Below are 26,474 nucleotides of genomic sequence, written 5' to 3' on the forward strand. Positions count from 1 at the left end.
AAAGTTGAGTGTGGTTGGGTACACAAAGTCTTGAGTTTTTGCCATCAAGGGCGCACGCCGCCCCAGTTCCTGCAGAGGCTCAGTTCAAGGAGAAGTTTCCCGGTGTCAGAAAATCAAAGTCGTTTGGACTTGTTCATCGACCGCATGGTGTCGCAGCGGGCGTGTCTAAACCACGCCATCGCGGTAACCCGTGGGCAACCAGGTCCGGTGTTTGAATTGGGTTTGGGCAATGGGCGAACCTATCACCATATGGCGCAGCATATTCACAACCGGCCCATCTATGTCTTTGAACGCGCGGTTGCCTCTCACCCGGATTCGACGCCACCCGAAGATCGGGTGATTTTGGGCGATGTCCGCGAGACGCTTCCAGCCTCGGTTGAACGGTTCGGGGCCACGGCCAGTCTGATCCATGCAGATCTGGGCGGGCATAACCGCGAAAAAAATGACGCGTTTGCCCGGTTTGTGTCGCCCTTGATCGAACCATTGCTGGCCGAAGGCGGGCTCATGGTGTCCAGCGACCGGATGTATTTCGACGCATTGACCGAACTTCCGCTGCCGCCTGGAGCGGTAGAAGGACGCTGTTTCATCTATCGCCGCTGATTGGCTTCAAAAGGATTTCCTCATGATATTCTACGACTGCTCAACCGCCCCCAATCCGCGCCGCGCCCGGATGTTCATTGCCGAAAAGGGCCTGGAGATCGAAACCCGCGACATTTCGATCGCGAAGGGCGAACAGTTGAGCGAGGCGTTTCGGGCCGTAAATCCCCGGCAGACGCTTCCTGTTTTGGTGACCGATAGCGGCACGGTGCTGAACGAAAACCTTGGCATTGCAGCGTATCTTGAGGCGCAGTTTCCCGAACCGCCGCTGATGGGGCGAACGGCAGATGAAAAGGGGCTGGTTCTGACCTGGAACGCCATTGTCGAACATCAGGGCGGTCTTCCTATCGCCGAGATGCTGCGCAACGCGCATCCCGCATTTGAAAACCGCGCCATTCCGGGACCGGAAGACTACGCCCAGATTCCGGAACTGGTCGAGCGTGGGGCGAAACGGTTGGCGGCCTTTTTTGACCTGATGGAACGCCGTTTGAACGAAGCTCCGTTTGTTGCCGGTGAGGTGTTTTCCCTGGCAGATATCACAAGCTTTGTTTTCATCGACTTCGCGCGTGTTGTGAAAACGCGAATACCCGAAGCGAACAGGGCGACGCTCGCTTGGTTTGAGAAAATCAAGGCCCGACCCAGCGCCCAAATCTGACGTTTGGCTGCGCAGCAAGCACTGGACAGAAATGTCTAGACAGAAGTGAACAGTGCGTCTAGCGTCCTCTGCGAGTCATGCAGGGGAGTGCAGGATGAAATCTCAGTATCGCGTTGTGGTCATCGGAGGCGGGGTCGTAGGTGCCTCGGTCCTGTATCATCTGGCCAAATTCGGATGGTCCGATGTGGTCATGCTGGAACGACGGCGTCTGGCGTCCGGGTCTTCGTGGCACGCGGCGGGCGGTATCCATGCGCTGAACGCAGATCCGAATATGGCGTCTCTGCAGGCGTACACGATCGACCTGCTGAGCGAGATCGAAAAGGAATCCGGCCAGAACATCGGCCTGCACATGACCGGTGGCTTGACGCTGGCTGGCACCCCGGAACGCTGGGAGTGGCTGCAGGCAAACTATCGTATCTTTCAATCCATTGGCATCGACGATTGCGAATTGCTGACCCCGGAAGAAGCGCAGAAACGTTGCCCGATCATGTCCACTGACGGCGTGCTGGGCGCGATGTGGGCGGATCGCGAAGGCTATATCGACACGACCGGGACAGTGCAGGCCTATGCGACGGCAGCCAAGAAACGCGGTGCAGAGTATTACGAAGAGACCAAAGTCGAAAGCCTGACGCAGACAGCCGATGGTTGGGAGGTCGTGACCGACAAGGGCACGATCACTTGCGAACATGTGGTCAACGCGGCGGGTCTCTGGGCCAAGCAGGTCGGGCGCATGGCTGGAGTGGAACTGCCGGTCTCGCCGCTCAAGCACCACTATCTGATCACCGATTCCGTGCCTGAAGTTGCGCAGGCTGATTTCGAGATGCCGATGACGGTTGACCTCGAAGGGTTCACCTATATGCGGCAGGATCAGAAAGGCGTTCTGGTCGGCATCTACGAGGTCGATCACGAGCATTGGGCCATGGACGGTGCACCTTGGACTTATGGCGAGGAGCTGTTTCAGGAGCAGCTTGATCGGATCGAGAACGAGCTGACGCTGGGCTTTGAGCGCTACCCTTCGATCCAGAACGTCGGCATCAAGACATGGGTGAATGGCGCGTTTACCTTTTCGCCGGACGGCAACCCTCTGGTCGGTCCGGTGCCGGGCAAGCGCGGCTATTGGTCGGCTTGCGCAGTGATGGCCGGGTTCCTGCAGGGCGGTGGCGTCGGTAAAACGCTGGCCGAATGGATGATCCACGGTGAGCCCGAGGCGGATGCGTGGCCGATGGACGTGGCGCGTTATGGTGATTTTGCCCAGAACAAGCGATACATCCGTGAGACCACGGGTCAGTTCTATTCCCGCCGTTTCGTAATGACCTACCCGAACGAACAACTGCCCGCAGGTCGGCCGCTGAAAATGGCCCCGGCCCATGACGCGATGACCGAAGCTGGCTGCAAGTGGGGAGTTAGCTGGGACCTTGAGGTCCCGCTCTATTTCGCGCCGAAAGGGTTTGAGGAGACACCGACGCTCAAGCGGTCCAACGCGCATGATATCGTCGCCGAGGAATGCAAGGTAATCCGCGAGGGCGTCGGCCTGATGGATATCTCGGGTTTTTCACGCTACGAAGTCAGCGGCCCGAATGCCGAGATCTGGCTGGACAAGATCATGGCCTCGAAACTGCCCGCTCCGGGTCGCGCCAAACTCGCGCCGATGCTGGGAGAGAACGGGCGGCTTAAGGGCGACCTGACCGTGCTCAACTGGGGCGACGGGACGTGGTGGATCATGGGCAGCTACTACCTGCGCGCTTGGCATATGCGGTGGTTCGATGACCACATGATCGAAGGCGTCACGGTCCGCGATCTGGGCGAGGAATATTGTGGCTTTGGCGTTGTCGGGCCCAAGTCGCAGACGGTGATCGAGAAACTGGCGGAACAGGATATCTCGGGCCTCAAGTTCATGGGATGTGGAGACTTTGACATCGGCTTGGTCCGCGCCCGTGTCGCCCGCATGTCTGTGACCGGCGAAAAAGGATACGAGATCAACTGCCGCTATGGTGATCATATCAAACTCCGCCGGATGCTTCTGGAAGCCGGGGCGGACGAGGGTATTCGTGAGTGTGGTTTCAATGCGATGTTGTCGACGCGGCTGGAGAAGAGCTTTGGCATCTGGTCGGCAGAATTCACCCAGCTTTATACGCCGGGCATGACCGGGATGGATCGCTGGATCGACTGGGATAAGGAATTTGTCGGGAAAGACGCAGCCTTGGCAGAACGTGACGGCAATGGTCCGGCGCAAGTTCAAGTCACGCTTGAAGTTGACGCGCTAGACGCGGATGCCAGCGGCTATGAACCCATTTGGGCTGGGGATGAGCGTGTGGGATTTGTGACCTCGGGCGGGTACGGCCATTACACCGGCAAGTCGCTGGCCATGGCGCTGGTCAACCGCGACAAGGCCGAACCGGGAACTGAACTGTCGGTGCATGTGGTCGGTGTCGAGCGCCCCGCCAAGGTGATCGCACCTTCGCCATATGACCCTGAGGGCAAAGCGATGCGGGGTTAATGATGCTGTCGCAAACCTCAGAACGCGGTCGCCGACGTCGCGGGCGGGGGACCGACGCGGTGCCGACGCCCAAGCGGGACGTGAACTATCGCCAACTCAGGAACCCGTTTCCGCAGATGGAGGTATTCCCGGCGGATCAGATCGCGGATATGCACGAAACGGCCCTCCGCACGCTGGAAGAACTGGGCGTGAAAGTCCTGCTGCCCGAGGCGCGTCGGATCTTTGCACAGGGTGGCGCACGCGTAGATGAAGACAGCGAAATGGTTTTTATCGGCCGGGACATCATCGGTGCAGCGGTTGCCTCAGCGCCGAAATCCATCGATTGCCGTGCGGGCGCAAGGCGGCGGGATTTCACGCTCGAACTGGGCAGTCTGGTGTTTCAACCCGGCGCAGGGGCACCCAACGCGACCGATTTGGAACGCGGACGTCGCCCGGCAACCGGGCAGGACTATCTGGAGTTCCTGAAGCTCACGCATCATTTCGACGTGTTCCAGATGATATCGCCTCAGGTCGAGCCGCAGGATGTGCCGACCAACCTGCGGCACTATTTCACGACACAAGCGCAGATGGAGTTGACCGACAAGTTCCCGTTCTTCTTCTCGCGCGGCACGCCTCAAGTGATGGATTGCTTTGAAATGCTGTCCACCGCGCGCGGTCTGTCGGATGAAGAGTTCCGCGCGAACCCGTATTGCTACACGATCATAAACACCAACAGCCCGCGCACGTTAGACAACCCGATGGCACAGGGGCTGATCGACTTTGCCCGCCATGGTCAGATGTCGATCATCACGCCGTTTACTCTGATGGGGGCGATGGCGCCGATCACGGTGGCCGGGGCCATCACGCTGTCGCATGCCGAGGCGCTGGCTGCGTTGACCTTGACGCAACTCACGAACCCGGGCGCGCCTGTTTGCTATGGGACGTTTACAAGCAACGTCGACATGAAATCCGGCGCTCCGGCTTTTGGCACGCCGTCGCACTTTCAGGCGTCGCTGGCGGCTGGTCAGTTCGCGCGCCATTTGGAGTTGCCATGGCGGTCGGCGGCAGGGTCGGCATCGAACCTGAACGACGTGCAGGCGGCGAACGAAAATCAGTTCGGTCTTTGGGGCTGTTTGATGGCCGGGGCGACGGTGATCATCCACTCAGCGGGATGGCTTGAAGGTGGTTTGACCGTGTCTTTCGAAAAGATGATCTGTGATGCCGAAGTACTGAACATGGTGGCCGAGCTGTGTGCCGGGGCGCAAGCCGGAGCAACCGAGATTGGCTTCGACACAGCGCTGAGTGAGGTTGACCCCAGCGGCCATTTCTTTGCCACCAGCCAGACGATGGAGCGCTACAACACCGAATTCTATGAACCCCACGTGCATGATTATGCCAATTTCGGCACCTGGACCGAGCGCGGCGCAGTTGATGCCAACGCGCGGGCGACCGGCGTGTGGAAGGAGATACTGGCCAACTTCCAGCCTCCAACCTCCGACAGTGACCGGATCGGTGCGTTGAAGGATTTCATCGCCAAGCGCACGTCTGAGGGCGGCGCGCCACCGGAGAGTTGAATGAGCAGTAAACCGATCCTCCACCGGGACGATCCCGAGGCAGAGCCGCTGGTCGGCAATATCAAGGTCACGCGCGACGACTGGTTGAATGTGGCGATGGATGTCCTGATCTCGGACGGAGTGGACCAGATCAAGGTTCTGAATCTGGCCGAGCGGATGGCCGTGTCACGGTCATCCTTCTACTGGTACTTCAAGTCCCGGCAGGAGTTGCTGGATGCCCTTCTGGCGCGCTGGCAGGCGACCAATACTGCGGCCCTTGTCGCCATGGCCGAGGCTCCAGCAGACACCATAACCGGAGCCGTCTGCAACGTGCATCGCTGCGTGGTGAACACCGATCTGTTCGACACAGCGCTCGACTTCGCGATCCGCGATTGGGCACGTAAATCCGGCAAAGTGCGCCGTGCCCTGGACCAGTCGGATGCGCGGAGGCTGGAAGCACTGCACGCAATGTTCGCACGCTACGGCTATCCTGAGATCGAGGCCGAAACCCGGGCGCGTGTCCTTTATTACATGCAGATCGGTTATGATTTGGCGCAATTGAATGAGCCGATCTCGGTGCGGATTTCGATGGTTCCGCACTACCTTTACGTTTTCACCGGGGTCGAACCGCGTCCCGAGGAAGTCGAAGAATTCAGCGCATATTCCCGCCACCATTGGAAAGGAGACCCCTCATGAGCCAACCGGACGCAATCATCATCGGAACCGGCGTGATTGGATCGGCCATCGCGTTTGAGATGGCAAAGAACGGGTGGAAAACCCTGTCCCTGGATCGCAATGCGCAGGTTGGCCATGGTTCCACCGCGGGATCCTGCGCGATCATCCGAATGCACTACTCGACCTTGGATGGGACCGCGTTCGCGTGGGAGGGCTACCACTATTGGCGCGACTGGGCGGCGTATCTCGGGTTGCCAGCCGACGCCGATCTGGCGCAGTTCCGGCAGACCGGCTGTCTTGTGATGAAAACCGAGGCGAATGGGTATCTGGACAAGCACAAAACCTATAGTGCCCAATTGGACTGCCCGTTCGAGGAATGGTCGCCAGAAGAGATCACCAAGCATCTGCCGATCTACTCGCTCGACAGTTTTGCCCCCGCAAAGCGCATGGACGACCCTGCGTTTGGGCACCCCAACGGCGCGCAGATGAAGGGCGCGGTGTTCTGGCCCAAGGCGGGCTACGTGACGGACCCGGCCTTGTCGGCGCAAAACCTCATGGATGCGGCCAAGCTTCATGGCGCCGAGGTGCGAACCGGGGCCGAGGTCGCGGAAATCCTGACCGAAGGAGGGCGCGTCTCGGGCGTCAAATTGGCCTCGGGCGAAGAAATTCATGCGAAGGTTGTCGTGAATGTCGCGGGCCCCGGTTCGGCCATTGTCAATGGCTTGGCCGGTGTGCTGGACGACATGACGATCGAAACGCGCCCCCTTCGGCAAGAGGTGGTACACGTGCCCGCCCCGGAAGGGTTTGATTTCGAGAACCAGGGCACCATCGTTTCGGACAGCGATATCGCACTTTATTGCAGGCCCGAGCATGGCAACCACATCCTGATCGGCTCGGAAGATCCCGAATGCGATCCGCATCAGTGGTGCGAGGACGATCAGAACTATAACCACGACTTCACCGATCAATGGACCACGCAGGCGATGAGGTACGCGCAACGGGTTCCCAGCCTTGGCATACCGTCGAAAACACGCGGAGTGGTCGATCTGTATGACGCGTCCACCGATTGGATCCCGATCTATGACAAATCCAGCCTGCCGGGGTTTTACATGGCCTGTGGTACCAGCGGGAACCAGTACAAGAATGCCCCCATTGCGGGCAAGATGATGGCAGCGCTGATCGATTATTGCGAGGGTGGGGCGGACCACGACGCGCAACCGATGCAGTGTGAATTGCCCTATATCGGGCGCAGCATCGACGTCGGGTTCTACTCGCGCAAACGACCGATCAATTCGGAAAGCAGTTTTTCGGTGCTGGGTTAGGTCGTGGCCTGCCTTGCGGTGTCGAAGCTTTGGGCACGGACATCGCCGAAGCCCCGGATTTCATCCGCCTGTGCCAGCAGGTCCAGCCACTCTTGTGCGCTGTGTTGCGCGGGATTGGCTTCGTAGCGCTCCAGCAGGCCTTCGTACCACAATAGAATGTGACGGTGCAGACGCGCCTCTGAATGGTAACCGAATGGGTTGAGGCGAGAGCCTCTAAGCCCGCGCGCCTTGGCCAACCCGCTGAGAACTGGACGTATCCACGGCCCGAACCTGCGTTTGACAGGGCGGCCACGGTCATCGGTGCGCCCGCCAAGGAGGGGGGGTGCAAAATGATGGTGGACTTTGAAATCCCCTTCGAATTGTTGCGCAAGCTCTTCTGCAAAACCCGCCGATGTCTGCAATCGCGCCACTTCATATTCGTCTTTGTAGGCCATGAAGCGAAACAGATTGCCGGATATCGACCGAAGCACTTGATCTTGAACAGTTGGGTCGGCGGCCTTGATACGCCCGATCCGGCGCGAATAGCGATCAGCATAGGCGGCGTTTTGGTATTGGGTCAAAAAGTCTACCCGGCGCGCAATCATCTGATCCAGAGATTCCTTTGGGGTTGCCGGAGCCAGATATGCACCCAACCGGTCCGGATCTGCGGCCAGGCTGCGCCCAATCGCGAAGGCCAGTTGGTTCTTTTCGACCGCGACGCCATTCAGCATCATGGCCTGTTTAAGCGTGCTATGCGACACCGGAACAAGACCCTTTTGCCACGCATAGCCCAGCATGATCACGTTGGCAAAGACCGCATCCCCCAAAAGCGCCTCTGCCGCCGCGTTGGCATCGAACGCGCACAGGTTGTCAACGCCAACAACGTCGGCAATCGCCTGTTCGCGGGTCGCAACATCCAGGCGCGAGTCCCGCCGCAGCACCAGATCACCGGTGGGCATCTCAGCCCGGTTCAGAACCATTTTTGTTCCCCGGCGATAATGGGCCGAGGCTTTGGGTCCCGAACTGACGACAACGTCGCAACCAACCACTGCATCGGCCGTACCCTGATCAATGCGGACCTGGTTTAATGCGTCGGGATGCGACCCCAGCCGGATGTAGCTGAGGACGGTGCCGAATTTCTGCGCGAACCCGGTGAAATCCAGAACCGATGCGCCTTTGCCTTCGATATGCGCCGCCATGGTGATCAGCGCCCCTACAGTCACGATACCAGTGCCACCGACACCGGTGACAAGCAGATCATACGGCTGGTCCAGCGCAGGCAGATCGGGCGTCGGCAGGTGGGACTCCAGCATATGAGGCGTCAATTCGACCTGCTGCTGTCGCCGTTTCCCGCCCTCAATCGTTACAAAGGACGGGCAGAATCCGTTCAGGCACGAGAAATCCTTGTTACAGGTGCTCAGATTGATCTTGCGCTTTCGGCCCAAAGGGGTGTTGCGCGGCTCGACGCTCAGGCAGTTTGATGCAACCGAACAGTCGCCGCACCCTTCGCACACCAGATCGTTGATCCAGACAAACCGGTTGGGGTCTTCCGCTGTACCCCGTTTGCGACGACGACGTTTTTCGGTCGCACAGGTCTGTTCGTAGATCAGCACCGTCACGCCCGGAACGTCGCGCAATTCACGCTGCACCGCATCCAGTTCACAGCGGTCATGAAAGCTGATCCCGTTTGGGAAATCCGATCTATGGAATTTATCTATGTCATCCGAAACCAGCGCGATACGCTGCACGCCTTCCGCCCGGCAGCTTTGTGCGATACCCGCGACGCTGACCGGACCATCGACAGGTTGGCCTCCGGTCATTGCAACGGCATCATTGTAGAGGATCTTGTAGGTGATGTTCGTGCCCGCCGCGACCGCCTGACGGATCGCGAGTGAGCCCGAATGGTACCACGTCCCTTCACCAAGATTTTGAAAGATATGCTTGCCGCCGTTGAACTTTGACGCCACCACATGCGGCACCCCTTCGCCCCCCATCTGCGCGTAACCAACGGTTTCGCGGTCCATCCAAGAAGCCATGACATGACAGCCGATACCGCTGGCGGCAGATGACCCTTCGGGCACTTTGGTCGAGGTATTGTGCGGACAGCCCGAGCAGAAATAGGGCGTGCGCGTCGCGCCTTGGACATTGATGATCGGAGGAGGTGTTTGCGTCAGCACGCGCGCCTTGGCGGGCAGGTTCTCTTCGGGAAAGAATCTGTCGAGGCGGGCCGCGATGATCGGTGCGAGCATCAAGGGGCTCAGCTCTCCGGTCCAGGGGATCAGAGGCTCGCCGTGGCTGTCATATTTTCCGACCATCTTGTGTGGCTTGTCGCCGGGCCAGTCATAGAAATATTCCTTGAACTGGCTTTCAATGATGCCGCGTTTCTCCTCGACGACCAGCACCTCGGCCTTGCCCTTCACAAAACGCAACGCATTGCGGCGGGCCAGCGGCCAAACCATTCCGACCTTGTAGATGTCGATCCCCAGACGGCGGCAAGCGGCTTCGTCCAGACCCAACAGACGCAATGCTTCCATCAGATCAAGATGCCCTTTGCCGGTCGTCACGAACCCGAATTGAGCTTTGTCCACGTCGTAGATGCGCCGGTCAATCGGGTTGGCCTCGGCAAAGGCGCGCACGGCGCGAAGCTTGTACTGAATGCGGGTCTCGATCTCGGGCGAGGGCAGGTCGGCGGTTCGCACGTGCAAGCCGTTCGGGGGTGTCTCGATTTCCGGCAGGGTGAAACGGCGATCCGGGCGCAAATCGACCGACCGCGCGCTTTCCACGGTCTCTGAGATCGCCTTGAAGCCAACCCAAGTCCCCGAGAACCGAGACAGAGCAAAGCCGTATTCACCGAATTCCAGGTATTCGGAAACCGAGGCTGGGTTCAGCGTGGGCATGAACCAGGTCATGAAAGCCACGTCGGACTGATGCGGCATCGAAGAACTGACGCAGCCATGATCGTCGCCCACCACCACCAGAACCCCGCCTTTGGGTGCTGACCCATACGCATTGCCATGTTTCAGCGCGTCACCCGACCGATCCACGCCCGGGCCCTTGCCGTACCACATCGAAAATATGCCCTCGACCTCGCATTGAGGGTCAAGTGTTGCCTGTTGCGCCCCAAGAACAGCCGTCGCGCCGAGGTCTTCGTTCACCGCAGGCATGAACGTGATGCGGTCCGACTTTAAGCGGTCTTCGGCGCGCCAAAGCTCTAGGTCCAGCCCGCCTAATGGTGAGCCGCGATAGCCGGAAACAAACCCTGCCGTGTTCAACCCGGCCTGTCGGTCGCGTCGTGCCTGATCCATCATGATCCGCGCAAGGGCTTGGGTGCCAGTCAAAAACACCCGGCCACGAGTCAGGTCGTAGCGATCACTCAAGTCGTAGGTGCGGAGGTTGGGGTCGTGATTTGTCATAGGGTGGTCCGTCGGCGTTGGTGCATGGAAACATTAGCCGATGCGCAGTGGACAGATTTGCCATTTTTCCTACGAATTTGGAAAAATTCGAAAATTTCAGTCGAAATTATGCTGAATGAGGGTTAATTTTTTCAGCAAGATGCTGATTGACGAAAAAGACCGCCGAATCCTGACTCTGTTGCAGAGCGATAGCCGGACGTCCAACGCCGACCTTGCTGAAGCGGTCGGCATGAGCGCCTCGGCCCTTTGGCGCAGGGTGCGCGCGCTTGAAGAGGCGGGCATCATCGAGCGCTACGGCGCAGTGGTGAACCCGCTGCGCATGGGGCTGACTTTCGAAGCCATCGTACACGTTCACTTAACGCGACATGATCCAGACAAGATCGTCGATTTTATCAGAGCGGTTGAGACAAGCCCCGAGGTTCAGGAGTGTTATGCCACGACCGGTCAGGCAGATTACCATCTGCGCGTGCTGTGCGGCGACCTGAACGCCTATAACGTTTTTCTGGAAGACTTCTTGTTTAAGCTGCCTGCGGTCGGAAGTGCGCAGACAAATGTCGTGCTTCGCACGATCAAGCGGAATCAGCCAATTGTTCCCTGACGCTTAGGCGACAAATTGCACCCAGGCCCAGACCATGGCGATGTAGGTCAGATTGTGCAGGCACTGATCCAGCCCCGCCGCACGCCAGAACGCGGCCTGATTGGGCTGCAATTGTTTCCTGTCGGAATAGCTGGCTTTGAAAAAGTCGATATGAAAATGGACGATCCATTCCAGAGCGGCAATAATCAGGATAAATTCGGCAGGTGCGCGGTACAGCGCAAAAATAACGACAGAACCCACAACATGCACCGCTGCATGCTGCGCGCGTCCCATATGGAAATAATTGCCGCGCCCCGACAGCATTTTGGGCGTCTGCAAATAATAGTCGGCGAACATGTGTTTGATCTGCAGCAAGCAGAGCAACAGCAACACAGCGCCAAAAGAGGCAGGCAAATGAATCCTCCCGATATCGTCCCGAAGTTTAGATTAAGGGGTAATCGCATGCTGCGCAAATGAACTGGTTCACACAAGAGGAAATCGGCCTGATTTTCAATTTCATTTGCGTAAACCGATACGATTGCGGTAAATTCGGGCCGTTGCATTCAGGCTTAAATCAATGATTTTAATGGCAGGCCAACAGCAGGGACGGGTTCCATAGAACGCACGATTTTTCGGTTCATCTGGAAATATTCGAAACGCGATCAGCTGATTTTGCTGGCCGTGACTTCGACGTTGTTCCCGTTGCTCTACCTGACGCTTGAGCTGCCCAAGCGGATCATAAATGACGCAATCGGCGCCACGACCCAGATCGTGGATGTCTGGGGGTTCAGCCTGCCGCAGACCACGTTTCTGATCATTCTGTGTTTCGCCTTTCTGTTCGCGGTGCTGGCCCATGGTTTGATGAAGATGCGGATCAACACGATGAAAGGCGTGCTGAGCGAACGTATGTTGCGCCGGTTTCGGTACCAGCTGATCAGCCGTGCGCTGTTGTTCCCACAGCCGTATTTTGAGCGGGTCAGTCAGGGCGAACTGGTGTCGATGATCACCGCCGAAAGCGAGCCGATGGGCGGGTTGATGGGCGATGCAATAAGCCAGCCGGTGCTGCAAGCCGGTCAGATGATCACCATCCTGTCTTTCCTGTTTTTGCAAAGCGTCTGGTTCGGTCTGGCTGCTGTTGCATTGATCCCGTTGCAGGCCTGGCTGATCCCCCGCCTGCAGCGCCAGATCAACCTGTTGAACAAGCGCCGCATTCAGGAAGTGCGCGTATTGGCCGCTCAGATCGGAGAAAACGCTGCAGGTGCCGCCACGCTGCGTTCGAATGGCGGCTGGCGTTACCGTCGGGCAATGATCTCGCACCAATTGGGTCGTCTGTTCGGAATCCGGTTCGAGATCTACCAGAAGAAGTTCTTTATGAAGTTCATCAACAACTTCATCTCGCAACTGACTCCGTTCATGTTCTACCTGATCGGCGGCCTTTTGGTTCTGCAGGGATCGGTTTCGCTGGGTGCACTGGTTGCAGCTTTGGCGGCGTATAAGGACCTGAGCTCCCCGTGGAAGGAGTTGCTGACTTATTACAACCAGACACAGGACATGTCTTTGCGTTGGGATGTGGTGATCGAACGGTTCGATCCGTCCGGCATGCAAGACGAGACCCTGTTCGAGGGTGAGCCAGAAGAAGCACCCAGCCTCAAAGGTGACGTGGTTCTTAGCCATGTTTCTGTACGCGACATGGACGGCAATCAGGTCCTCGACGATCTCGACCTGACATTCCCGGCTGGCAAGACCATCGGAATTGAGGCGCCAAGCGAAGAAGACAGACGCGCTTTGTCCGAACTGCTGACCCGAGAAATCCTGCCCAGCGCTGGCAGCCTAAAGATCGGCGGGAAAGACGTAACGCGTGTGCATCAGAGTGTGATCGCTGCATGCATCGGCTATGCGTCGTCGCGCCCGGTAATGTTTCAGGGAACCCTTGGCGATAACGTCATGATGCCCATGCGGTTCCGACCGCTGTCAGATGAGACCGAGGACCCGGGTTTTGCAGAGACCTTGCGCGCCGGAAACAGCGCCGACCCCTATCACGCGGAATGGCTCGACCCATCGCGCGCGGGGCTCGAGGATGCCAAAGAACTACGGGACTGGTGGTTGCAACTGATCGACGGGATGGGTTCGGGTGCAGCGTTGTTCAAACGTGGTGCGGAACAGACCTTTGACCCTGAACAGCATCCTGTGCTTGCCAAAACGCTTGTAGACCAGCGCCCTGCCATACAGCAGGCTGTCAGGAATGCAGGATTCGAACAGCAGGCTTTGATCTTTGATCGCGACGCCTACAACCCCGCCTTGCCTGTCGCTGAGAACTTGTTGTTTGCGACCCCCCGCGTTCCGGTCACCCAAGAATTGCTTGCGCAGCAAACTGTGTTTCTAGGCCAGTTGCGCGAGTTGGGCCTGGATGAAGTTCTGGTTGGTCTGACCCGCGACGTGATCGAAATGTTGCGGCAGATCTTTGGTCTGGACGGTACTGATCACCCCCTGTTCCGAAAACTGGGACTTGAGGCACAAACTTATGAAGCGGCCGTCGAACTGATTGAGCGTACCCGGAACGAAGGGGTCGCGGGCCTAAATGACGACCAACTCGCAAACCTGCTGGCCGTCCCGGTCGTGATATCCGCCGAACAAATTGGCCCGGCTTTCACCGACGAACTCAAAAGCCGCATTCTTGAGCTGCGCCACAGCCACTCTCATGAACTGCTCAAGACGTTGCATGATGTGTTCGTGCCTTTGGATTCCGAAAAGTTTGCGCCGGGCCTGACGGTCATGGAAAACGCGCTGTTCGGCAAGGTTAGCCAGATCGGCGGTGTCCGGTCTGACGAGGCCCGCAATCTGATTGTAGACGTCCTGTCTGAAAGCGGAGCGCGTCCGCTGATTGTTGAGCTTATTTACGATGTCCCGGTCGCCTTGGGTGGTCAGAACCTGCCTGCAGTCTTTGCTGAACCTCTGTCCTTCACGCGGGCGACGATTAAGAAGCCGGACATTCTGATCCTCGACAGCGCTTTGGCCAGCTACGACATGGACACCCAGGTGGCCGTCTACAAGAACCTGCGCGCGTTGCTGCCTGAAACCACGGTCATTTATCTGCATGACCAATATGAAAATCCGGATGTGTTCGACATGTATGTCGAAATCCGCCAAGGTCGGGTGGTGTCAGACGAAGGACCCGCAGACGTGGAAGAAGACAGCGCAGCCTCGGCCGATCTGGCGCGCAAGCTCCGCGCGCTGGAACAGACGCCGTTGTTTTCGGGGCTCGACCGTCGTCAATTGCGGCTGCTGGCCTTTGGTGCGCGCTGGTTTGATGCAAAACCGGGCGAAGTCGTATTCCTGAAAGACGATCAGCCGACGGATGGTGCTTATGTCGTTTTGGAAGGCGAGGCGGGGCTGTACCTGCCCCAGATGGACGGGCCAGATCAGTTGATCGCCAAAGTTGGTCCCGGCGCGCTGGTCGGAGAACTGGGCCTCATCAGAAAAGAGCCTCGCGCGCTCAGCATGATTGCCGAATCCGATCTATCCTGCCTGCGCATCGGTGAAGAAGAATTCCTGGCTGTTGTCGAGAACGACGCCGCCACGGCATTCAAGTTGATGCAGGTGATTGCGGGCTATGTCTCGAACTAGCGATCCGGGCTGCAGAACAATTCATACATCAAGGCAATGACCCGAGCGGTATCGCCGTCCTGAAGGGAATAGAAAACCGTTTTCCCCTCGCGCCGCGTTGATACCAGGTTTTCCAGACGCAGTCGGGCCAGCATTTGACTGACAGCGGCTTGGCGCATCTGCAACAGCTCTTCCAATTCGCCAACCGATTTCTCGCCGTTGCTCAGGTGGCACAGAACCATCAACCGCCCTTCATGGGCCAGGGTCTTCAGAAACCCAGCCGCTTTGGCCGCGTTGTTCTTCATATCGGAAGGGTCGCCGTGAGCGATTTGTGGTGCTAGTTCGTTGAGGGGCACGGGTAGCCTGTTTGAAATGTGACGTTCGACCACTATGCCTCAGGATATTTTGGGTTGTCACCCCTCGGTTGCAGGCGCTCCGCCCTGAAAAGCATTCCCTTCGACATAATCACAAGGCTCCTCCTGCATCTGCAGATGCAAGCCGTCGCCGGAATAGGGGTGCGCGCGGGCCAAGGCTTCGTCCACATCGACACCCAACCCGGGCGCGGTTGGCGCCGTCACAAACCCGCCATCGACCTTCAGACTGCTTTTGATCAACTGGTCGTGGAACGGGGTTTCAATGGTTTCCAGCAACAACAGGTTAGGGATCGACGCAGCAAGATGAATGTTGGCTGCCCATTCGATCGGGCCGGCGTATAGGTGGGGTGCCATCTGAGCGTTGAAAACCTCGGCCATAGCGGCGACTTTCTTCATCTCCCAGATCCCGCCTGCGCGCCCCAAAGCCGGTTGCAGAATTTCCGCCGCACCCGCGCGAAGAACAGCGCCGAACTCGGCCTTGGTCGTCATCCGCTCTCCGGTGGCGACGGGAATACGAACGTTGCGCGCGACGCGGGCCATATCTTCGATCATGTCGGGCGGCGTGGGTTCTTCGAACCAGAGCGGGGAATAGGGCTCTAAGGCCTGTCCCAATCGGATAGCCCCGGCGGTGTTGAACTGGCCATGGGTGCCAAACAACAGATCGGCCTTGTCTCCAACCGCCTCGCGGATGGCCTTGCAGAAAGCCACGGACAATGAGATGTCGGACATGGCAGGCATATGACCGCCCCGGATCGTATAAGGGCCAGCCGGGTCGAACTTGACCGCGGTAAAGCCGCGCCGGACCATCTCGGACGCGCATTCTGCGGCCTGTTCCGGTGAGGTCCAGAAATCTGTCAAATTATGCTGCGGAAGCGGGTACAGATACGTATAGGCCCGGATGCGTTCGTTCATCTGGCCGCCGAGCAATGCATAAACCGGGCGGTCGCGGTCTTTGCCAAGGATGTCCCAGCAGGCGATTTCCAGTCCCGAAAACGCGCCCATGACGGTCAGGTCGGGGCGCTGTGTGAACCCGCTGGAGTAGGCGCGGCGGAACATCAATTCGATGTTTTCAGGGTTTTCGCCCTGCATGTGCCGCTCAAACACGTCGCGGATTACATGCCGCATCGCCTCGGGTCCGACAGAGGAGGCATAACACTCGCCCCATCCTGTGATCCCGGTATCGGTCGTGACTTTGACCAGAATCCAATATCGCCCACCCCAGCCGGGGGCAGGGGGCGCGGTGACGATGATGTCGAGGTCTTGCAGTTTCATTCCGAACCCTCTGCGGTCGGGATCAATCCCTGTCGAATAGAATTACGTTTCGCTTGGCTGATCCGGTCTTGGTGTCATTGATCGCCTCGTTGATTTGCGACAGCGACCAGCGGCCGGAAATCAACTCATCCAGCTTCAACCGTCCTTGGTCATACAGATCGATCATCCATGGAATATCGCGTTGAATGACAACGTCTCCCATTTTCGACCCGATCAAGCCTTGGCCCAAGGCCGCCAGCACCACGGGTTCATAAGACGACATGTCGCCGGAATGCGGCATCCCGATCATTATCGCCTTACCGCCCCGTCCCAAATAGCGCGGCGCTTGATCATAGGCTGGAATCGCGCCGACGGTGACCAGGACCGCATCCGCCCCGCGCCCGCCCAGCGCTTTGTAAGCTGCTTTCCAAGGAGCCTTGGTATCAGCGCGCACGCCATGGGTTGCGCCAAACTCTTTGGCGAATTCCAGCTTTTCGTCGGTCATATCGACCGCCACGATACGTCTGGCCCCGGCAATGCGGGCACCCTGAATGGCATTCAGTCCGACCCCGCCCGCACCGATGACAACAACATCCTGACCCGCGCGCAAACCCGCTGCGTTTACCGCTGCGCCGACCCCGGTGATGACCCCGCAAGACAGCAGGCTGGCCACATCTTTTGGCATGGTGTCTGGAATTTTGACAATCTGGCGGTGATCGACCACCACCTTTTCGGCAAACGCACCGCAGGCCATGGCCTGATCCATCGGGCCGCCATCGGCAGAGCGCAATGGGCCCTTGGTCGTGTCAAAGGGGGTTTCGCAAATTGTGGGCTTGCCTCCGGCGCAGGAAGGGCAGGACCCACAAGCCCGGATCAGAGTGACAACGACTGACTGGCCCACCTCAAACGCCCCGGCACCTTCGCCGATGGCCGTGATGACACCCGCTGCCTCGTGCCCGTAGACTGCCGGAAGAAAGCCACCCCAAGCGCCGCTGGCAAATGAGATATCAGAATGGCAGATCGCCACCGCGTCCAGGGTGACCTCGACCTCGCCCATTCCGGGCGGCGCAATCAGAACATCCTCGATGACCAAAGGCGCGCCGAATTCCCGGCACACGGCCGCTTTGATGGATTGCATGACTTTCCCCGTTCCTTTTCGCTTACGGTGACCCTTTGGGCGTTGGGCTGCAAGTTGAAATCCGTCATCGGAAGGTCGTTGTCAGGCCAAATCTGTGCGTGGACGCAGGAACAGAATGAACCCGACCGCCATGAGAACCAAAGCCAAAAGGAACGGCGCGCCCGGCAAGTAGATCGGCGCGGATTGGCTGACAAAATAGGCGAAAACGCCGGTCATGATTAGTGGTGAGATGATCATCGACAACGCGTGCAATGCCGTTAGAACGCCTTGCAACTCTCCTTGCTGAGAATCCGGTGTGGCTCGTGACATTAACGCCTGCAGCGCCGGGGTGATCACGGCCCCTACCGCAGTAATCGGGATCAACATCAAGGCGACGATACCATTGCTCAGGAAGGCCAGGATAGCGAAGCTGCCAACCTCGAACACCATGCCGCAGATGATGGTGGTGCGTTCACCTAAATAGCGCGTTGCAGGCCGGATCAACCCGCCCTGAACCGCTGCCATGCCGATACCATAGACGGCCAGCGATAGGCCGATCATCTGGGGTGACCAGCCAAAGCGTTCCAGCGTGAAATAGGCCCAAATGGCTGGGTAGACGTAGATTGAAACCGAGTACAGAAAATAGACCCATAGCAGCGGGCGAATACCGGGAAGTGCTGCAATTGCGCTGAGCGATCCGACGGGGTTTGCCCGTCGCCAATTGAATGGACGACGTGTCTTATCTGTCACCGTCTCGGGCATAATCCAAAGGCCCGCGACAAATCCGAAGGCGGACAGGCCTGCCGCAGCCCAAAACGGCGCGCGGGTTCCGAATTCGGCTAACAGACCTCCAAGAAGAGGCCCCAAAACAAACCCCAATCCGAATGCCGCGCCCAAGAGGCCAAAATTGGCCGCTTTTTCATGGGGCTTTGACACATCTGCCATAAACGCAGAGGCAGTCGAATGTGTGGCCGCCGTGATCCCGCCGACAATTCGACCAGCCAGCAGCAGCCAGATACTGCCAGCAATCGCCATCACCACATAATCCAGCGCCATGACGAAAAGCGACACCAGGATGACCGTGCGGCGACCGTAGGCATCTGAAAGGTTGCCAAGAACCGGGCCAAACAGGAACTGCATCGCCGCAAATGCCGTGCTGAGAACGCCACCCCAAAGCGCCGCATCCGCGAGTGTGCCGCCCTGAACCTCGACAATCAGCTGCGGCATGATTGGCAAAACCAGACCGATGCCCATCGCGTCTATCATCACCAGACCGAGCACAAACAAAAAGGGCAGACGCATGGAACCTCGGAACCTGATTACGCCGAAACCCTAGCGTCGCGATGTGAGTGGGGGAAGAGACATCTGCAGTCCCGAACCGCTACATCTTTTGTGCGATTTGATCCAGCAAGCCAGCCAGAACGCGTGGATGGGAAAAGAACGGAGAATGAGAGCTGTCGATTGCCAACCGCAACTCAGGTGGCGCGACGCGACTCATTTCCTCCTGATATTCTGTTGGAACAGTCCGGTCGTCGGTTGTGCGAATATAAGCTTTGGGGACCCGCGCGAAGTTTGCACCAATCGAAAGCGGCGTATTCTGAGGGGCTATAGCCTGCGGGCATAGTCGAGCAAATGCGTATGCGGTGACCTCGGACGGGCAATCATGGTAGAACAGCCCTGTCACCCGGTCTGGCCGGACACTGTATGACAGACCGTCTGCGGAAACCTCGACCGCATCGCCGATCAGTTGTCGGGGCGCACGCTTTCGCATCTCGATCATCGACAGGCCGTCTTCCGGGACATAGGCGCACAGATATACCAGTCCGCGCATGGAATCGGGCGCGGCCTCGGCTGCGGCGCTGACCGGGTAGCCGCCCCAGGAATGTCCGATAAGGATGGTGTCGGGTGTCGAAGCTTCCAAAACCTTGTCGCGGCACAGTTCCAATGTGACATCTGCAATCGGTGTCGGGTCCGAGCCGTGGCTGGGCAAATCGATTGCGCGCGCGCGGTGGCCCAGCGCGGTCAGTTGCGGCGTTAGCTCTCGCCAGCACCAGGCTCCGTGGCACGAGCCGTGAATTAAAAGGAAATCTGCCAAGTTGACCCCCTTTATATGTGGCCGGTTTCGGCCAGGAATGCCGACAGCAGCGCGGCATATTCTTTTGGGCGCTCGACACACGGAAGGTGGCCCGCTTTCCGCATCAATTCGAACCGTGATCCGGGGACCAGATCGACCGTTTCACGCACAAGGTCAGGCGGGGTCGATCCATCTTCGCTGCCTGCGATGCCAAGCGTCGGAAGGCGCAGCCCGCTGGTCGGCGTGTAAAAGTCGGTGCCCGAGATAGCGCCGGAACAGCCCAGATACCCGTCAGCGGGTTGCCGCACCATCATATTGCGCCAAAGCGCCATCTGCGGCGTGGCGCGGAAGGCCTTGGAAAACCACCGCTCCATGGTCGCGTCGGCCAAAGCTTCGATGCCGCCCGAGCGCACGGCGTCCATGCGTTCCTGCCAGATATTGGGTGTGCCGATCTTCGCCGCTGTGTTCGACAGAACCATCGCGCGGATTTGATCCATGCGCTTAACGGCAAGCCCCTGCGCGATCATGCCGCCGATGGACAGGCCCACAAACATGCAGTCGCGAACCTCTAGATGATCCAACAAGCGTTCGGCATCGCGAACCAGCGTTCCCATCGAGTATGGGGCCGGTGTCACCTCAGACAGGCCATGACCACGTTTGTCGTATCGTATGATGCGCAACCCATCAGGCAGGTGCGGCAAGATCGGGTCCCACAAGCGCAGGTCCGTGCCCAGCGAATTTGCGAACACAATTGGAGCCCCATTCGGGTCCCCATCGATTCGAAAATGCAGATTTACATCCCCGAGGTCGGCGATTTGCATCGGTCTTCATCCCTAAAAGCGGGCGCATCAACGCCCGGTCATCCAAGGTTAAACTGCCTCAGTTTCGAAACGCTGTCAGGTCAGGTATTCTGACGTTTGTGCGAAAACTTGAGGGTCGACATTACCACCTGACGCGACCACAATTACGGCGTCGCCGTCAATCTGATCTTTCTGAAACAATGCCGCGGCAAGCGAAACCGCGCCGCCGGGCTCCAGTACGATCTTCAAACGCAGGAATGCCAGGGCCATGGCGTGCAGGGCGTCTTGCTCAGACACTGCAAGACCTGGGCCGCATAAACGATTCAGGATTGGGAATGTGATTTGTCCCGGTTGTGGAGTTAAAATCGCATCGCAGATATTGCCCGACGTCGCATCGTTGGACTGTATGCTTCCCGCCGCCAAAGATCGTTTTACATCGTCAAACCCTAGCGGCTCACACGGTCGCGGCCTCAAGCCTGGCGCGTTTCGCTCCAGCGCCAGTGCAATGCCCGAGGTCAAACCGCCCCCGCCGCAGCAAACCAGAACGTCACCCTTGGTCACGCCCAGTTCGCGCGCCTGTTCTGCAATCTCAAGGCCGGTGGTGCCCTGTCCGGCGATCACCTGAGGTTCGTCATATGGGCGGATTAGGGTCAGGCCGCGCTGGGCTGCCAGCGCCTCGCCAATGTTTTCGCGGCTTTCTGTGGCGCGGTCGTACAGAACTACTTCGCCACCCAAGGCACGCGTGTTGTCAATTTTAAGCTGAGGTGCATCCGAGGGCATCACGATCACCGAAGACACGCCATGGCGCGACGCGGCCAACGCGATGCCTTGCGCGTGGTTGCCTGACGAATAGGCAATGACGCCGCGCTGGCGCGCATCATTATCCAAAGCTGAAATGGCAGACCACGCGCCGCGAAATTTGAAACTTCCGGTATGCTGCAGGCATTCGGGTTTGACCAAAACCCGGCGCCCGGCAATTTCGTCCAGAAACGGAGAGGCCAAAAGCGGCGTTACCCGCGCGTGCCCCTGCAACCGCCGGGCGGCGGCTTCGATCATTTCGAATGTGCTCATAGCTTTCCCAATACCCTTTGCAGAAGGGCCAGCGATTCCGGTTCGTCCAGAAAGGGAACATGGCCGCGGTCGGGAACAATGGCTGTCATCAAACCGGGATGGCGGTCCTGCATTGCAGACAGGGTCTGTTCGCTCAGCAAGTCCGAATTCGCACCGCGCAATACGCCTGTGGGTATGTCGCGCAACGCATCGAAAAGGGGCCACAGATCAGCGACCTCACCGGCGGCGCTCTGTTCTACCAGCGCTGTGCGGAGCGCAGTGTCATAGCGCAGCGTCAGGCCATCGGGCGTTTCATCGTATTGAAACGCGGCCATTTTGAGCCACCGTTCGAACGCAACGCCTGGAAATTCTGAACCCATCATATGCTGCAAGGCCTGCGCCGCTTGCTCGATTGTCTTCGCCGCCGGTTCTTTCCCGACATAGCTCATGATCCGGTCAATCGCGGATGGTTCGATGACCGGGCCCACATCATTCAAAATGACGCTGCTCAGCCGATCCGGGTGACCCGCCGCAAGCGCCATCGCGATAAGCCCACCGCGCGACGTGCCAAGGATGCTGACGCGATCCAGCCCCAGATGATCCAATAGCTCAATTACATCCTGTGCCTCTCTCAGAATGCTGTAGTTTTGATAGGCCGGATCGTGATCGGACCGTCCGCGACCCCTGTAATCCATCGCAATCATGCGGTGTTCACGCACATGTGGCGCGAGGAACGAGAAATCCTGTGTGTTGCGCGTCAGTCCGGCCAGACATAGCAACGGCGCACCCTGACCTGAATCCTCAAAGTAGAGCTGTTTGCCATCGGTCGTCGAAAAGTAAGTCATCAAAGCCCTGCCAGTTTGGGAATTGTCGTGAGATCGGAAAGAACGTGCGTCGGGTGCCAGGGAAGGCGGTCCATCGGTTCACCTGCGCGGTTGACCCATGCGGTGACAAAGCCATAACCGCTTGCCCCCGCCGCGTCCCATCCGTTTGAGCTGACAAAAAGCACTTCGTCACGGGCGCAGCCGAACCTGTTTTGAACCAGATCGTAGACTTTGGCGTGGGGCTTGAAAATGCCGACGCTTTCCACGGAAAGGACGTCATCCAACACCGCTCCGATCCCGGCCGACTGCACGGCCCCATCCAGCATTGGCGGCGACCCGTTGGACAGGATCGCCGTCTGCAAGCCGCCCGCTTTCAAGGCTTTCAGCATCTCCGGCACTTCCGGGTAGGCTTGAAGTTCCCAATACAAATCCAACAGTCGCTGGCGCAGGGCGGCATCGCCCTGAAGCCCTGTCGCCTCCAACGCCCAGTCCAGGCCGTCCTGCGTGACATCCCAAAAATCCGCGTGGGCATCAGCGACCGCTCGCAACCAAGTGTATTGCAGCTGCTTCAGACGCCAGTGGTTGGCGACTTGGGGCCACGTGTCTTGCAAGGCAGGGAACTCGGGCTCCGTCGCTGCTTGCCGCGCGGCGGCGGCGACGTCAAACAAGGTTCCATATGCGTCGAAAATACAGGTCGTTATAGCCATCTAGTCCCCTCCTGATCGGGCGCAGATTTGCACATCAATTTACAGGGTTAAAGAGGGCAGGGTTTACTTTGCCGTGCGCGCCTTTAGGGTGCGGCGCTTAACCCCTTTCAGGCCGGAGGCCACAATGACCGCAATCAAACAAGGCGACACAATTCGCATCCATTACACGGGCACTCTGCTGGACGGTAGCGTATTTGACAGCTCGGATGGGCGCGATCCGCTTGAGTTTACCGTGGGGTCGGGTCAGGTCATTCCCGGTCTGGATTCTGCGCTGCCCGGGATGGAAGTGGGCGAGAAGAAGCGGGTCGAGATCCCATGCGTCGATGCCTATGGACCAATCAACCCCGGTGCACGGCAGGCGATCCCGCGTGAAGGTATCCCCGATGACATTCCGCTGGAAATTGGGACGCAGTTGCAGATGCAGACGCCTGATGGTCAAACCTTGCCGGTAACCGTGGTTGAGGTGGACGAAGCCACAGTGACGCTTGACGCCAACCATCCTTTGGCGGGCAAGGACCTGAATTTCGACATCGAGATCGTGTCGATCAACTGAAGGTCAGTCTCAGAACCCGGGTATCTGGCCTAACATTGCCTGAACCGCCGCCCGGATTTGCGGTTGGTTCCAGAACGCAACAGCGATCAACAGGATCGTTAGGACCAGCAGCAGAATGCGCGCCGGTCCGCGCTTGATCGCGGAACTGTGCCGGACGCCCATGGGGCGCCCATTGCTTGCGAGGATGTGTTCAAACTTGCTCATGGCACAATCCCTGCCGCCCAAAGATGGTCAAATCTGGGCGGCTAAAGGGAAAGATATGGTCACATGGACTCGGGCTGTGGCATGCCAAGTATGTGGTATCCACCGTCCACCCGGATGATCTCACCTGATGTATAAGTGCCCGCGTCCGATGCCAGGTAAACAGCTGTACCGCCCACCGCCTCAAGCGTGGCGTTCGAACGCATCGGTGCGTTCTGATCGCAGAACTTGTACGTCTTGCGTGCGCCACCGATGGCCGCACCGGCCAGCGTCTTCATCGGGCCCGGTGAGATTGCATTCACGCGAATGCCTTCAGGACCCAGATCATTGGCAAGATACCGCGTCGCAGATTCCAGCGCTGCCTTGGCAACACCCATCACGTTGTAATTCGGAACCACCTTGTTCGAGCCCTGATAGGTCAGCGTCAGCAAGGTCCCGCCATTTTCCTTCATCAGCGGATAGGCGCGGCGCGCGACCTCGATGAACGAGTAGGCGGATACATCCAGCGAGTGTTTGAAATTCGCACGCGTCGTATTCAGGAACCGGCCTGTCAGTTCGGACTTGTCGGAATAGGCGATTGCGTGGACCACGAAATCGATTGTCGGCCAGCGGCTGCCCAGTTCCGTGAAGGCTCGGTCCAGCGATTCGTCATCAGTGACATCCGCATCGACCATGAAATCACTGCCAAGGCTTTGGGCCAGCGGCTCCAAGCGCTTGCCGAATGCCTCGCCCTGATAGGTGAAGGCCAGTTCGGCACCCGCCTCGTGCATGGCTTTGGCGATACCCCAAGCGATCGAGCGGTCATTCGCCACGCCCATGACCAGGCCGCGTTTGCCCTTTAGAAGATCTGACATCTTTTTCACCCGTTATACTTGGACAGAACCATGGACCCGTTGGTGCCACCAAAGCCAAAGCTGTTGGTCATGACACTGTCTAATCCTGCGTTTTCAACCAATTGAGTTGCAATTTCACCGGGCAGGATGCCTTCGGCTAATGTGTCGACATTGATCGACGGTGTAATGAAATCATTGTCCAGCATCAGCAGGCAGAAGATTGCCTCCAGCGCGCCTGCTGCGCCTTGCGCGTGGCCGGTCATCGATTTGGTCGAGGAAATCGGCGGTACGTGTCCCTCGCCAAAGATGCGGCGCACGGCCTCAACCTCGCCGACATCGCCGACCGGGGTCGAGGTGCCGTGCGCGTTGATGTACCCGACCTTGCGGCCTTCGGGCACGGTGGACAGAGCCAGACGCATCGCGCGCTCACCGCCTTCGCCCGAGGGGGCCACCATGTCATGCCCATCCGAAGTCGCGGCATAACCGGTCACTTCGGCGTAAATCTTGGCACCGCGCGCCAGGGCGTGGTCCAAATCCTCGAGCACGACGATGCCGCCGCCGCCCGAAATCACGAATCCGTCGCGATTCTGATCAAACGCACGCGAGGCTTTGTCGGGCGTGTCGTTATACTTGGACGACATCGCGCCCATTGCGTCGAACAGGCAGGAGAGGGTCCAGTCCAATTCTTCGCCACCGCCGGCAAACATCACGTCCTGCTTGCCCAGCATGATCTGTTCCGCCGCGTTGCCGATGCAGTGCAGCGAGGTCGAGCAGGCAGAGGTGATCGAATAGTTGATCCCTTTGATCTTGAACGCTGTCGCGAGGTTCGCGGAAATCGTCGAGCACATGCATTTTGGCACGGCAAATGGCCCGATCCGCTTGGTTGCACCGTTCTTCAGTACGGTTTGATGAGCGGTCAGCATGGCGCTGGTCGAGGGGCCACCTGACCCTGCCACCAGACCGGTGCGCGGGTTCACGACCTGATCTTCGGTCAAGCCTGAATCTGCGATCGCCTGGCTCATGGCGATATGGGCATAGGCAGCACCAGGCCCCATAAAGCGCAGGGTCCGTTTGTCTACATGTTCGGCCACGTCAATCTTGAGCGATCCAGCAATCTGGCTGCGAAAGCCGTGCTCGACCATCTGCTCGTTCGCCTCGATGCCGGATTTTCCGGTTTTGAGTGAGGCCAGAACCTCTTGCGCATTGTTCCCGATGGAGGACACGACCCCCAAACCGGTGACAACTACTCGACGCATGTGCGTGCTCCTTGTTTAGGGCCGATCAGGCTCAGGCTTCGGACAGAACGACCTTCATGTCCTTGACGTCGTAAATCATTTCACCGTCCGCTTCGACGATTCCATCCGCCACACCCATTGTCAGGCGGCGGGTCTGGATCGCTTTTTTGAAGTCTATCTTATAGGTCAGCATCTTGCGGTCCGGGCGCACCATGCCGGTCAGCTTTACCTCACCCACACCCACGGCCATACCGCGCCCCTGCCAGCCGCGCCAGCCCAGGTTGAAGCCGGTCAGCTGCCACAGCCCATCGAGACCCAGACAGCCAGGCATGATCGGGTTGCCGGGAAAATGGCAGTCAAAGAACCAAAGGTCCGGCGTGATGTCGAATTCGGCAAGAACATGCCCTTTGCCATGCGCGCCGCCATCACCCGAGATATCGGTGATCCGATCCATCATCAGCATCGGCGGGGCAGGCAGTTGCGCGTTGCCAGGGCCAAATAACTCGCCACGAGCGCATTTCAGCAGATCGTCCTTGTCAAAGCTGCTCGGGAATTGGGCCATTCTGCCGCCTCTCCTGCCAGGGGTCTGTTCGTTCAATCTGGCC

At 58.6% G+C, this 26,474-nt stretch carries 24 protein-coding genes; 9 read left to right on the forward strand and 15 right to left on the reverse strand.

The genetic code is table 11. The features are described 5' to 3' along the window. Window positions 1-102: 102 nt before the first annotated feature. From ACR0CR_RS05685 to ACR0CR_RS05710, 6 genes are all read left to right on the forward strand, one after another. On the forward strand, window positions 103-600 hold the full coding sequence (locus ACR0CR_RS05685; RefSeq protein WP_480597571.1) for a class I SAM-dependent methyltransferase: 498 nt from the start codon (window positions 103-105) through the stop codon (window positions 598-600). A 22-nt stretch (window positions 601-622) separates the two neighbouring features. Beyond that, the gene (locus tag ACR0CR_RS05690; protein ID WP_480597573.1) at window positions 623-1,252 is read left to right on the forward strand and encodes a glutathione S-transferase family protein; all 630 of its coding nucleotides are present in this window, start codon (window positions 623-625) and stop codon (window positions 1,250-1,252) included. Between the two features lie 94 nt (window positions 1,253-1,346). After that, window positions 1,347-3,749 carry a GcvT family protein gene (locus ACR0CR_RS05695; RefSeq protein ID WP_480597575.1) on the forward strand — a complete coding sequence of 801 codons (2,403 nt, stop codon included), beginning with the start codon at window positions 1,347-1,349 and terminating at the stop codon, window positions 3,747-3,749. Further along, window positions 3,749-5,302, forward strand: a complete 1,554-nt coding sequence (locus ACR0CR_RS05700) for a trimethylamine methyltransferase family protein (protein WP_480597577.1) — start codon at window positions 3,749-3,751, stop codon at window positions 5,300-5,302. Before ACR0CR_RS05695 ends, ACR0CR_RS05700 begins: the two co-directional genes overlap by 1 nt. Continuing rightward, on the forward strand, window positions 5,303-5,977 hold the full coding sequence (locus tag ACR0CR_RS05705) for a TetR/AcrR family transcriptional regulator (protein WP_480597579.1): 675 nt from the start codon (window positions 5,303-5,305) through the stop codon (window positions 5,975-5,977). After that, complete coding sequence (locus ACR0CR_RS05710; protein ID WP_480597581.1) at window positions 5,974-7,278, forward strand: NAD(P)/FAD-dependent oxidoreductase; 1,305 nt, start codon at window positions 5,974-5,976, stop codon at window positions 7,276-7,278. The genes ACR0CR_RS05705 and ACR0CR_RS05710 overlap by 4 nt, the downstream gene beginning before the upstream one ends. Here ACR0CR_RS05710 and ACR0CR_RS05715 read toward each other — a convergent pair. Next, window positions 7,275-10,670: an indolepyruvate ferredoxin oxidoreductase family protein gene (locus tag ACR0CR_RS05715; RefSeq protein ID WP_480597582.1), complete on the reverse strand. Its 3,396-nt coding sequence runs from the start codon at window positions 10,668-10,670 to the stop codon at window positions 7,275-7,277. The two genes, ACR0CR_RS05710 and ACR0CR_RS05715, sit on opposite strands and share 4 nt — an antisense overlap. A gap of 139 nt (window positions 10,671-10,809) precedes the next feature. Between ACR0CR_RS05715 and ACR0CR_RS05720 the strand changes: the two genes are divergently transcribed. Next, on the forward strand, window positions 10,810-11,268 hold the full coding sequence (locus ACR0CR_RS05720; protein ID WP_480598233.1) for an Lrp/AsnC family transcriptional regulator: 459 nt from the start codon (window positions 10,810-10,812) through the stop codon (window positions 11,266-11,268). A 3-nt stretch (window positions 11,269-11,271) separates the two neighbouring features. Here the strand turns inward: ACR0CR_RS05720 and ACR0CR_RS05725 are convergent, their stop codons facing one another. Continuing rightward, window positions 11,272-11,661, reverse strand: a complete 390-nt coding sequence (locus ACR0CR_RS05725; RefSeq protein ID WP_480597584.1) for a DUF3307 domain-containing protein — start codon at window positions 11,659-11,661, stop codon at window positions 11,272-11,274. Between the two features lie 213 nt (window positions 11,662-11,874). On the opposite strand from ACR0CR_RS05725, the gene ACR0CR_RS05730 reads away from it, so the two are divergent. Continuing rightward, window positions 11,875-14,871: a cyclic nucleotide-binding domain-containing protein gene (locus tag ACR0CR_RS05730; RefSeq protein WP_480598234.1), complete on the forward strand. Its 2,997-nt coding sequence runs from the start codon at window positions 11,875-11,877 to the stop codon at window positions 14,869-14,871. On the opposite strand, the gene ACR0CR_RS05735 is transcribed toward ACR0CR_RS05730, so the two are convergent. The 9 genes from ACR0CR_RS05735 to ACR0CR_RS05775 form a co-directional block, all read right to left on the reverse strand. Then, entirely contained in the window at window positions 14,868-15,155 is a 288-nt protein-coding gene (locus tag ACR0CR_RS05735; RefSeq protein ID WP_480597585.1) for an ArsR/SmtB family transcription factor, read from the reverse strand. The genes ACR0CR_RS05730 and ACR0CR_RS05735 overlap by 4 nt on opposite strands. Before the next feature lie 108 nt (window positions 15,156-15,263). After that, window positions 15,264-16,496 (reverse strand): mandelate racemase/muconate lactonizing enzyme family protein, encoded by a 1,233-nt coding sequence (locus ACR0CR_RS05740; protein ID WP_480597587.1) that lies wholly within the window; start codon window positions 16,494-16,496, stop codon window positions 15,264-15,266. A 22-nt stretch (window positions 16,497-16,518) separates the two neighbouring features. Continuing rightward, window positions 16,519-17,613, reverse strand: a complete 1,095-nt coding sequence (locus ACR0CR_RS05745) for a Zn-dependent alcohol dehydrogenase (protein WP_480597588.1) — start codon at window positions 17,611-17,613, stop codon at window positions 16,519-16,521. A gap of 81 nt (window positions 17,614-17,694) precedes the next feature. Beyond that, window positions 17,695-18,894: a TCR/Tet family MFS transporter gene (locus tag ACR0CR_RS05750; protein ID WP_480597590.1), complete on the reverse strand. Its 1,200-nt coding sequence runs from the start codon at window positions 18,892-18,894 to the stop codon at window positions 17,695-17,697. A gap of 79 nt (window positions 18,895-18,973) precedes the next feature. Further along, a complete protein-coding gene (locus ACR0CR_RS05755; RefSeq protein WP_480597592.1) occupies window positions 18,974-19,687 on the reverse strand; it encodes an alpha/beta fold hydrolase in 714 nt (237 codons plus the stop codon). Between the two features lie 11 nt (window positions 19,688-19,698). Further along, a complete protein-coding gene (gene pcaD / locus ACR0CR_RS05760; protein WP_480597594.1) occupies window positions 19,699-20,487 on the reverse strand; it encodes a 3-oxoadipate enol-lactonase in 789 nt (262 codons plus the stop codon). Between the two features lie 75 nt (window positions 20,488-20,562). Next, a complete protein-coding gene (locus ACR0CR_RS05765) occupies window positions 20,563-21,537 on the reverse strand; it encodes a threonine ammonia-lyase (RefSeq protein ID WP_480597595.1) in 975 nt (324 codons plus the stop codon). Then, window positions 21,534-22,361 carry an alpha/beta fold hydrolase gene (locus tag ACR0CR_RS05770; RefSeq protein ID WP_480597596.1) on the reverse strand — a complete coding sequence of 276 codons (828 nt, stop codon included), beginning with the start codon at window positions 22,359-22,361 and terminating at the stop codon, window positions 21,534-21,536. The genes ACR0CR_RS05765 and ACR0CR_RS05770 overlap by 4 nt, the downstream gene beginning before the upstream one ends. Further along, window positions 22,361-23,047: a haloacid dehalogenase type II gene (locus ACR0CR_RS05775; protein ID WP_480597597.1), complete on the reverse strand. Its 687-nt coding sequence runs from the start codon at window positions 23,045-23,047 to the stop codon at window positions 22,361-22,363. The genes ACR0CR_RS05770 and ACR0CR_RS05775 overlap by 1 nt, the downstream gene beginning before the upstream one ends. A gap of 124 nt (window positions 23,048-23,171) precedes the next feature. On the opposite strand from ACR0CR_RS05775, the gene ACR0CR_RS05780 reads away from it, so the two are divergent. After that, window positions 23,172-23,600 carry an FKBP-type peptidyl-prolyl cis-trans isomerase gene (locus tag ACR0CR_RS05780; RefSeq protein WP_480597598.1) on the forward strand — a complete coding sequence of 143 codons (429 nt, stop codon included), beginning with the start codon at window positions 23,172-23,174 and terminating at the stop codon, window positions 23,598-23,600. Window positions 23,601-23,609: 9 nt separating this feature from the next. Here ACR0CR_RS05780 and ACR0CR_RS05785 read toward each other — a convergent pair whose 3' ends face one another. From ACR0CR_RS05785 to fabA, 4 genes are read right to left on the reverse strand one after another with little or no spacing between them, the layout of a single operon-like run. Further along, window positions 23,610-23,804, reverse strand: coding sequence for a hypothetical protein (locus ACR0CR_RS05785; protein ID WP_480597600.1), 195 nt, complete (start codon window positions 23,802-23,804; stop codon window positions 23,610-23,612). 59 nt (window positions 23,805-23,863) lie between these two features. Next, entirely contained in the window at window positions 23,864-24,655 is a 792-nt protein-coding gene (locus ACR0CR_RS05790; protein WP_480597601.1) for an enoyl-ACP reductase FabI, read from the reverse strand. 5 nt (window positions 24,656-24,660) lie between these two features. Continuing rightward, a complete protein-coding gene (gene fabB / locus ACR0CR_RS05795; RefSeq protein WP_480597602.1) occupies window positions 24,661-25,890 on the reverse strand; it encodes a beta-ketoacyl-ACP synthase I in 1,230 nt (409 codons plus the stop codon). Window positions 25,891-25,921: 31 nt separating this feature from the next. Continuing rightward, window positions 25,922-26,431, reverse strand: coding sequence for a bifunctional 3-hydroxydecanoyl-ACP dehydratase/trans-2-decenoyl-ACP isomerase (gene fabA, locus ACR0CR_RS05800; protein ID WP_037310912.1), 510 nt, complete (start codon window positions 26,429-26,431; stop codon window positions 25,922-25,924). Window positions 26,432-26,474 lie beyond the last annotated feature (43 nt).

The organism is Ruegeria sp. AM2 (genome assembly GCF_056540685.1).

Coding starts and splice junctions, on each gene's coding strand:
- fabB (WP_480597602.1), bottom strand. CDS start 25,890: ATGCGTCGAGTAGTTGTCACCGGTTTGGGGGTCGTGTCCTCCATCGGG.
- ACR0CR_RS05715 (WP_480597582.1), bottom strand. CDS start 10,670: ATGACAAATCACGACCCCAACCTCCGCACCTACGACTTGAGTGATCGC.
- ACR0CR_RS05765 (WP_480597595.1), bottom strand. CDS start 21,537: ATGAGCACATTCGAAATGATCGAAGCCGCCGCCCGGCGGTTGCAGGGG.
- ACR0CR_RS05720 (WP_480598233.1), top strand. CDS start 10,810: ATGCTGATTGACGAAAAAGACCGCCGAATCCTGACTCTGTTGCAGAGC.
- ACR0CR_RS05710 (WP_480597581.1), top strand. CDS start 5,974: ATGAGCCAACCGGACGCAATCATCATCGGAACCGGCGTGATTGGATCG.
- fabA (WP_037310912.1), bottom strand. CDS start 26,431: ATGGCCCAATTCCCGAGCAGCTTTGACAAGGACGATCTGCTGAAATGC.
- ACR0CR_RS05780 (WP_480597598.1), top strand. CDS start 23,172: ATGACCGCAATCAAACAAGGCGACACAATTCGCATCCATTACACGGGC.
- ACR0CR_RS05750 (WP_480597590.1), bottom strand. CDS start 18,894: ATGCGTCTGCCCTTTTTGTTTGTGCTCGGTCTGGTGATGATAGACGCG.
- ACR0CR_RS05790 (WP_480597601.1), bottom strand. CDS start 24,655: ATGTCAGATCTTCTAAAGGGCAAACGCGGCCTGGTCATGGGCGTGGCG.
- ACR0CR_RS05700 (WP_480597577.1), top strand. CDS start 3,749: ATGATGCTGTCGCAAACCTCAGAACGCGGTCGCCGACGTCGCGGGCGG.
- ACR0CR_RS05695 (WP_480597575.1), top strand. CDS start 1,347: ATGAAATCTCAGTATCGCGTTGTGGTCATCGGAGGCGGGGTCGTAGGT.
- ACR0CR_RS05770 (WP_480597596.1), bottom strand. CDS start 22,361: ATGACTTACTTTTCGACGACCGATGGCAAACAGCTCTACTTTGAGGAT.
- ACR0CR_RS05775 (WP_480597597.1), bottom strand. CDS start 23,047: ATGGCTATAACGACCTGTATTTTCGACGCATATGGAACCTTGTTTGAC.
- ACR0CR_RS05705 (WP_480597579.1), top strand. CDS start 5,303: ATGAGCAGTAAACCGATCCTCCACCGGGACGATCCCGAGGCAGAGCCG.
- ACR0CR_RS05735 (WP_480597585.1), bottom strand. CDS start 15,155: ATGAAGAACAACGCGGCCAAAGCGGCTGGGTTTCTGAAGACCCTGGCC.
- pcaD (WP_480597594.1), bottom strand. CDS start 20,487: ATGCAAATCGCCGACCTCGGGGATGTAAATCTGCATTTTCGAATCGAT.
- ACR0CR_RS05785 (WP_480597600.1), bottom strand. CDS start 23,804: ATGAGCAAGTTTGAACACATCCTCGCAAGCAATGGGCGCCCCATGGGC.
- ACR0CR_RS05690 (WP_480597573.1), top strand. CDS start 623: ATGATATTCTACGACTGCTCAACCGCCCCCAATCCGCGCCGCGCCCGG.
- ACR0CR_RS05740 (WP_480597587.1), bottom strand. CDS start 16,496: ATGAAACTGCAAGACCTCGACATCATCGTCACCGCGCCCCCTGCCCCC.
- ACR0CR_RS05745 (WP_480597588.1), bottom strand. CDS start 17,613: ATGCAATCCATCAAAGCGGCCGTGTGCCGGGAATTCGGCGCGCCTTTG.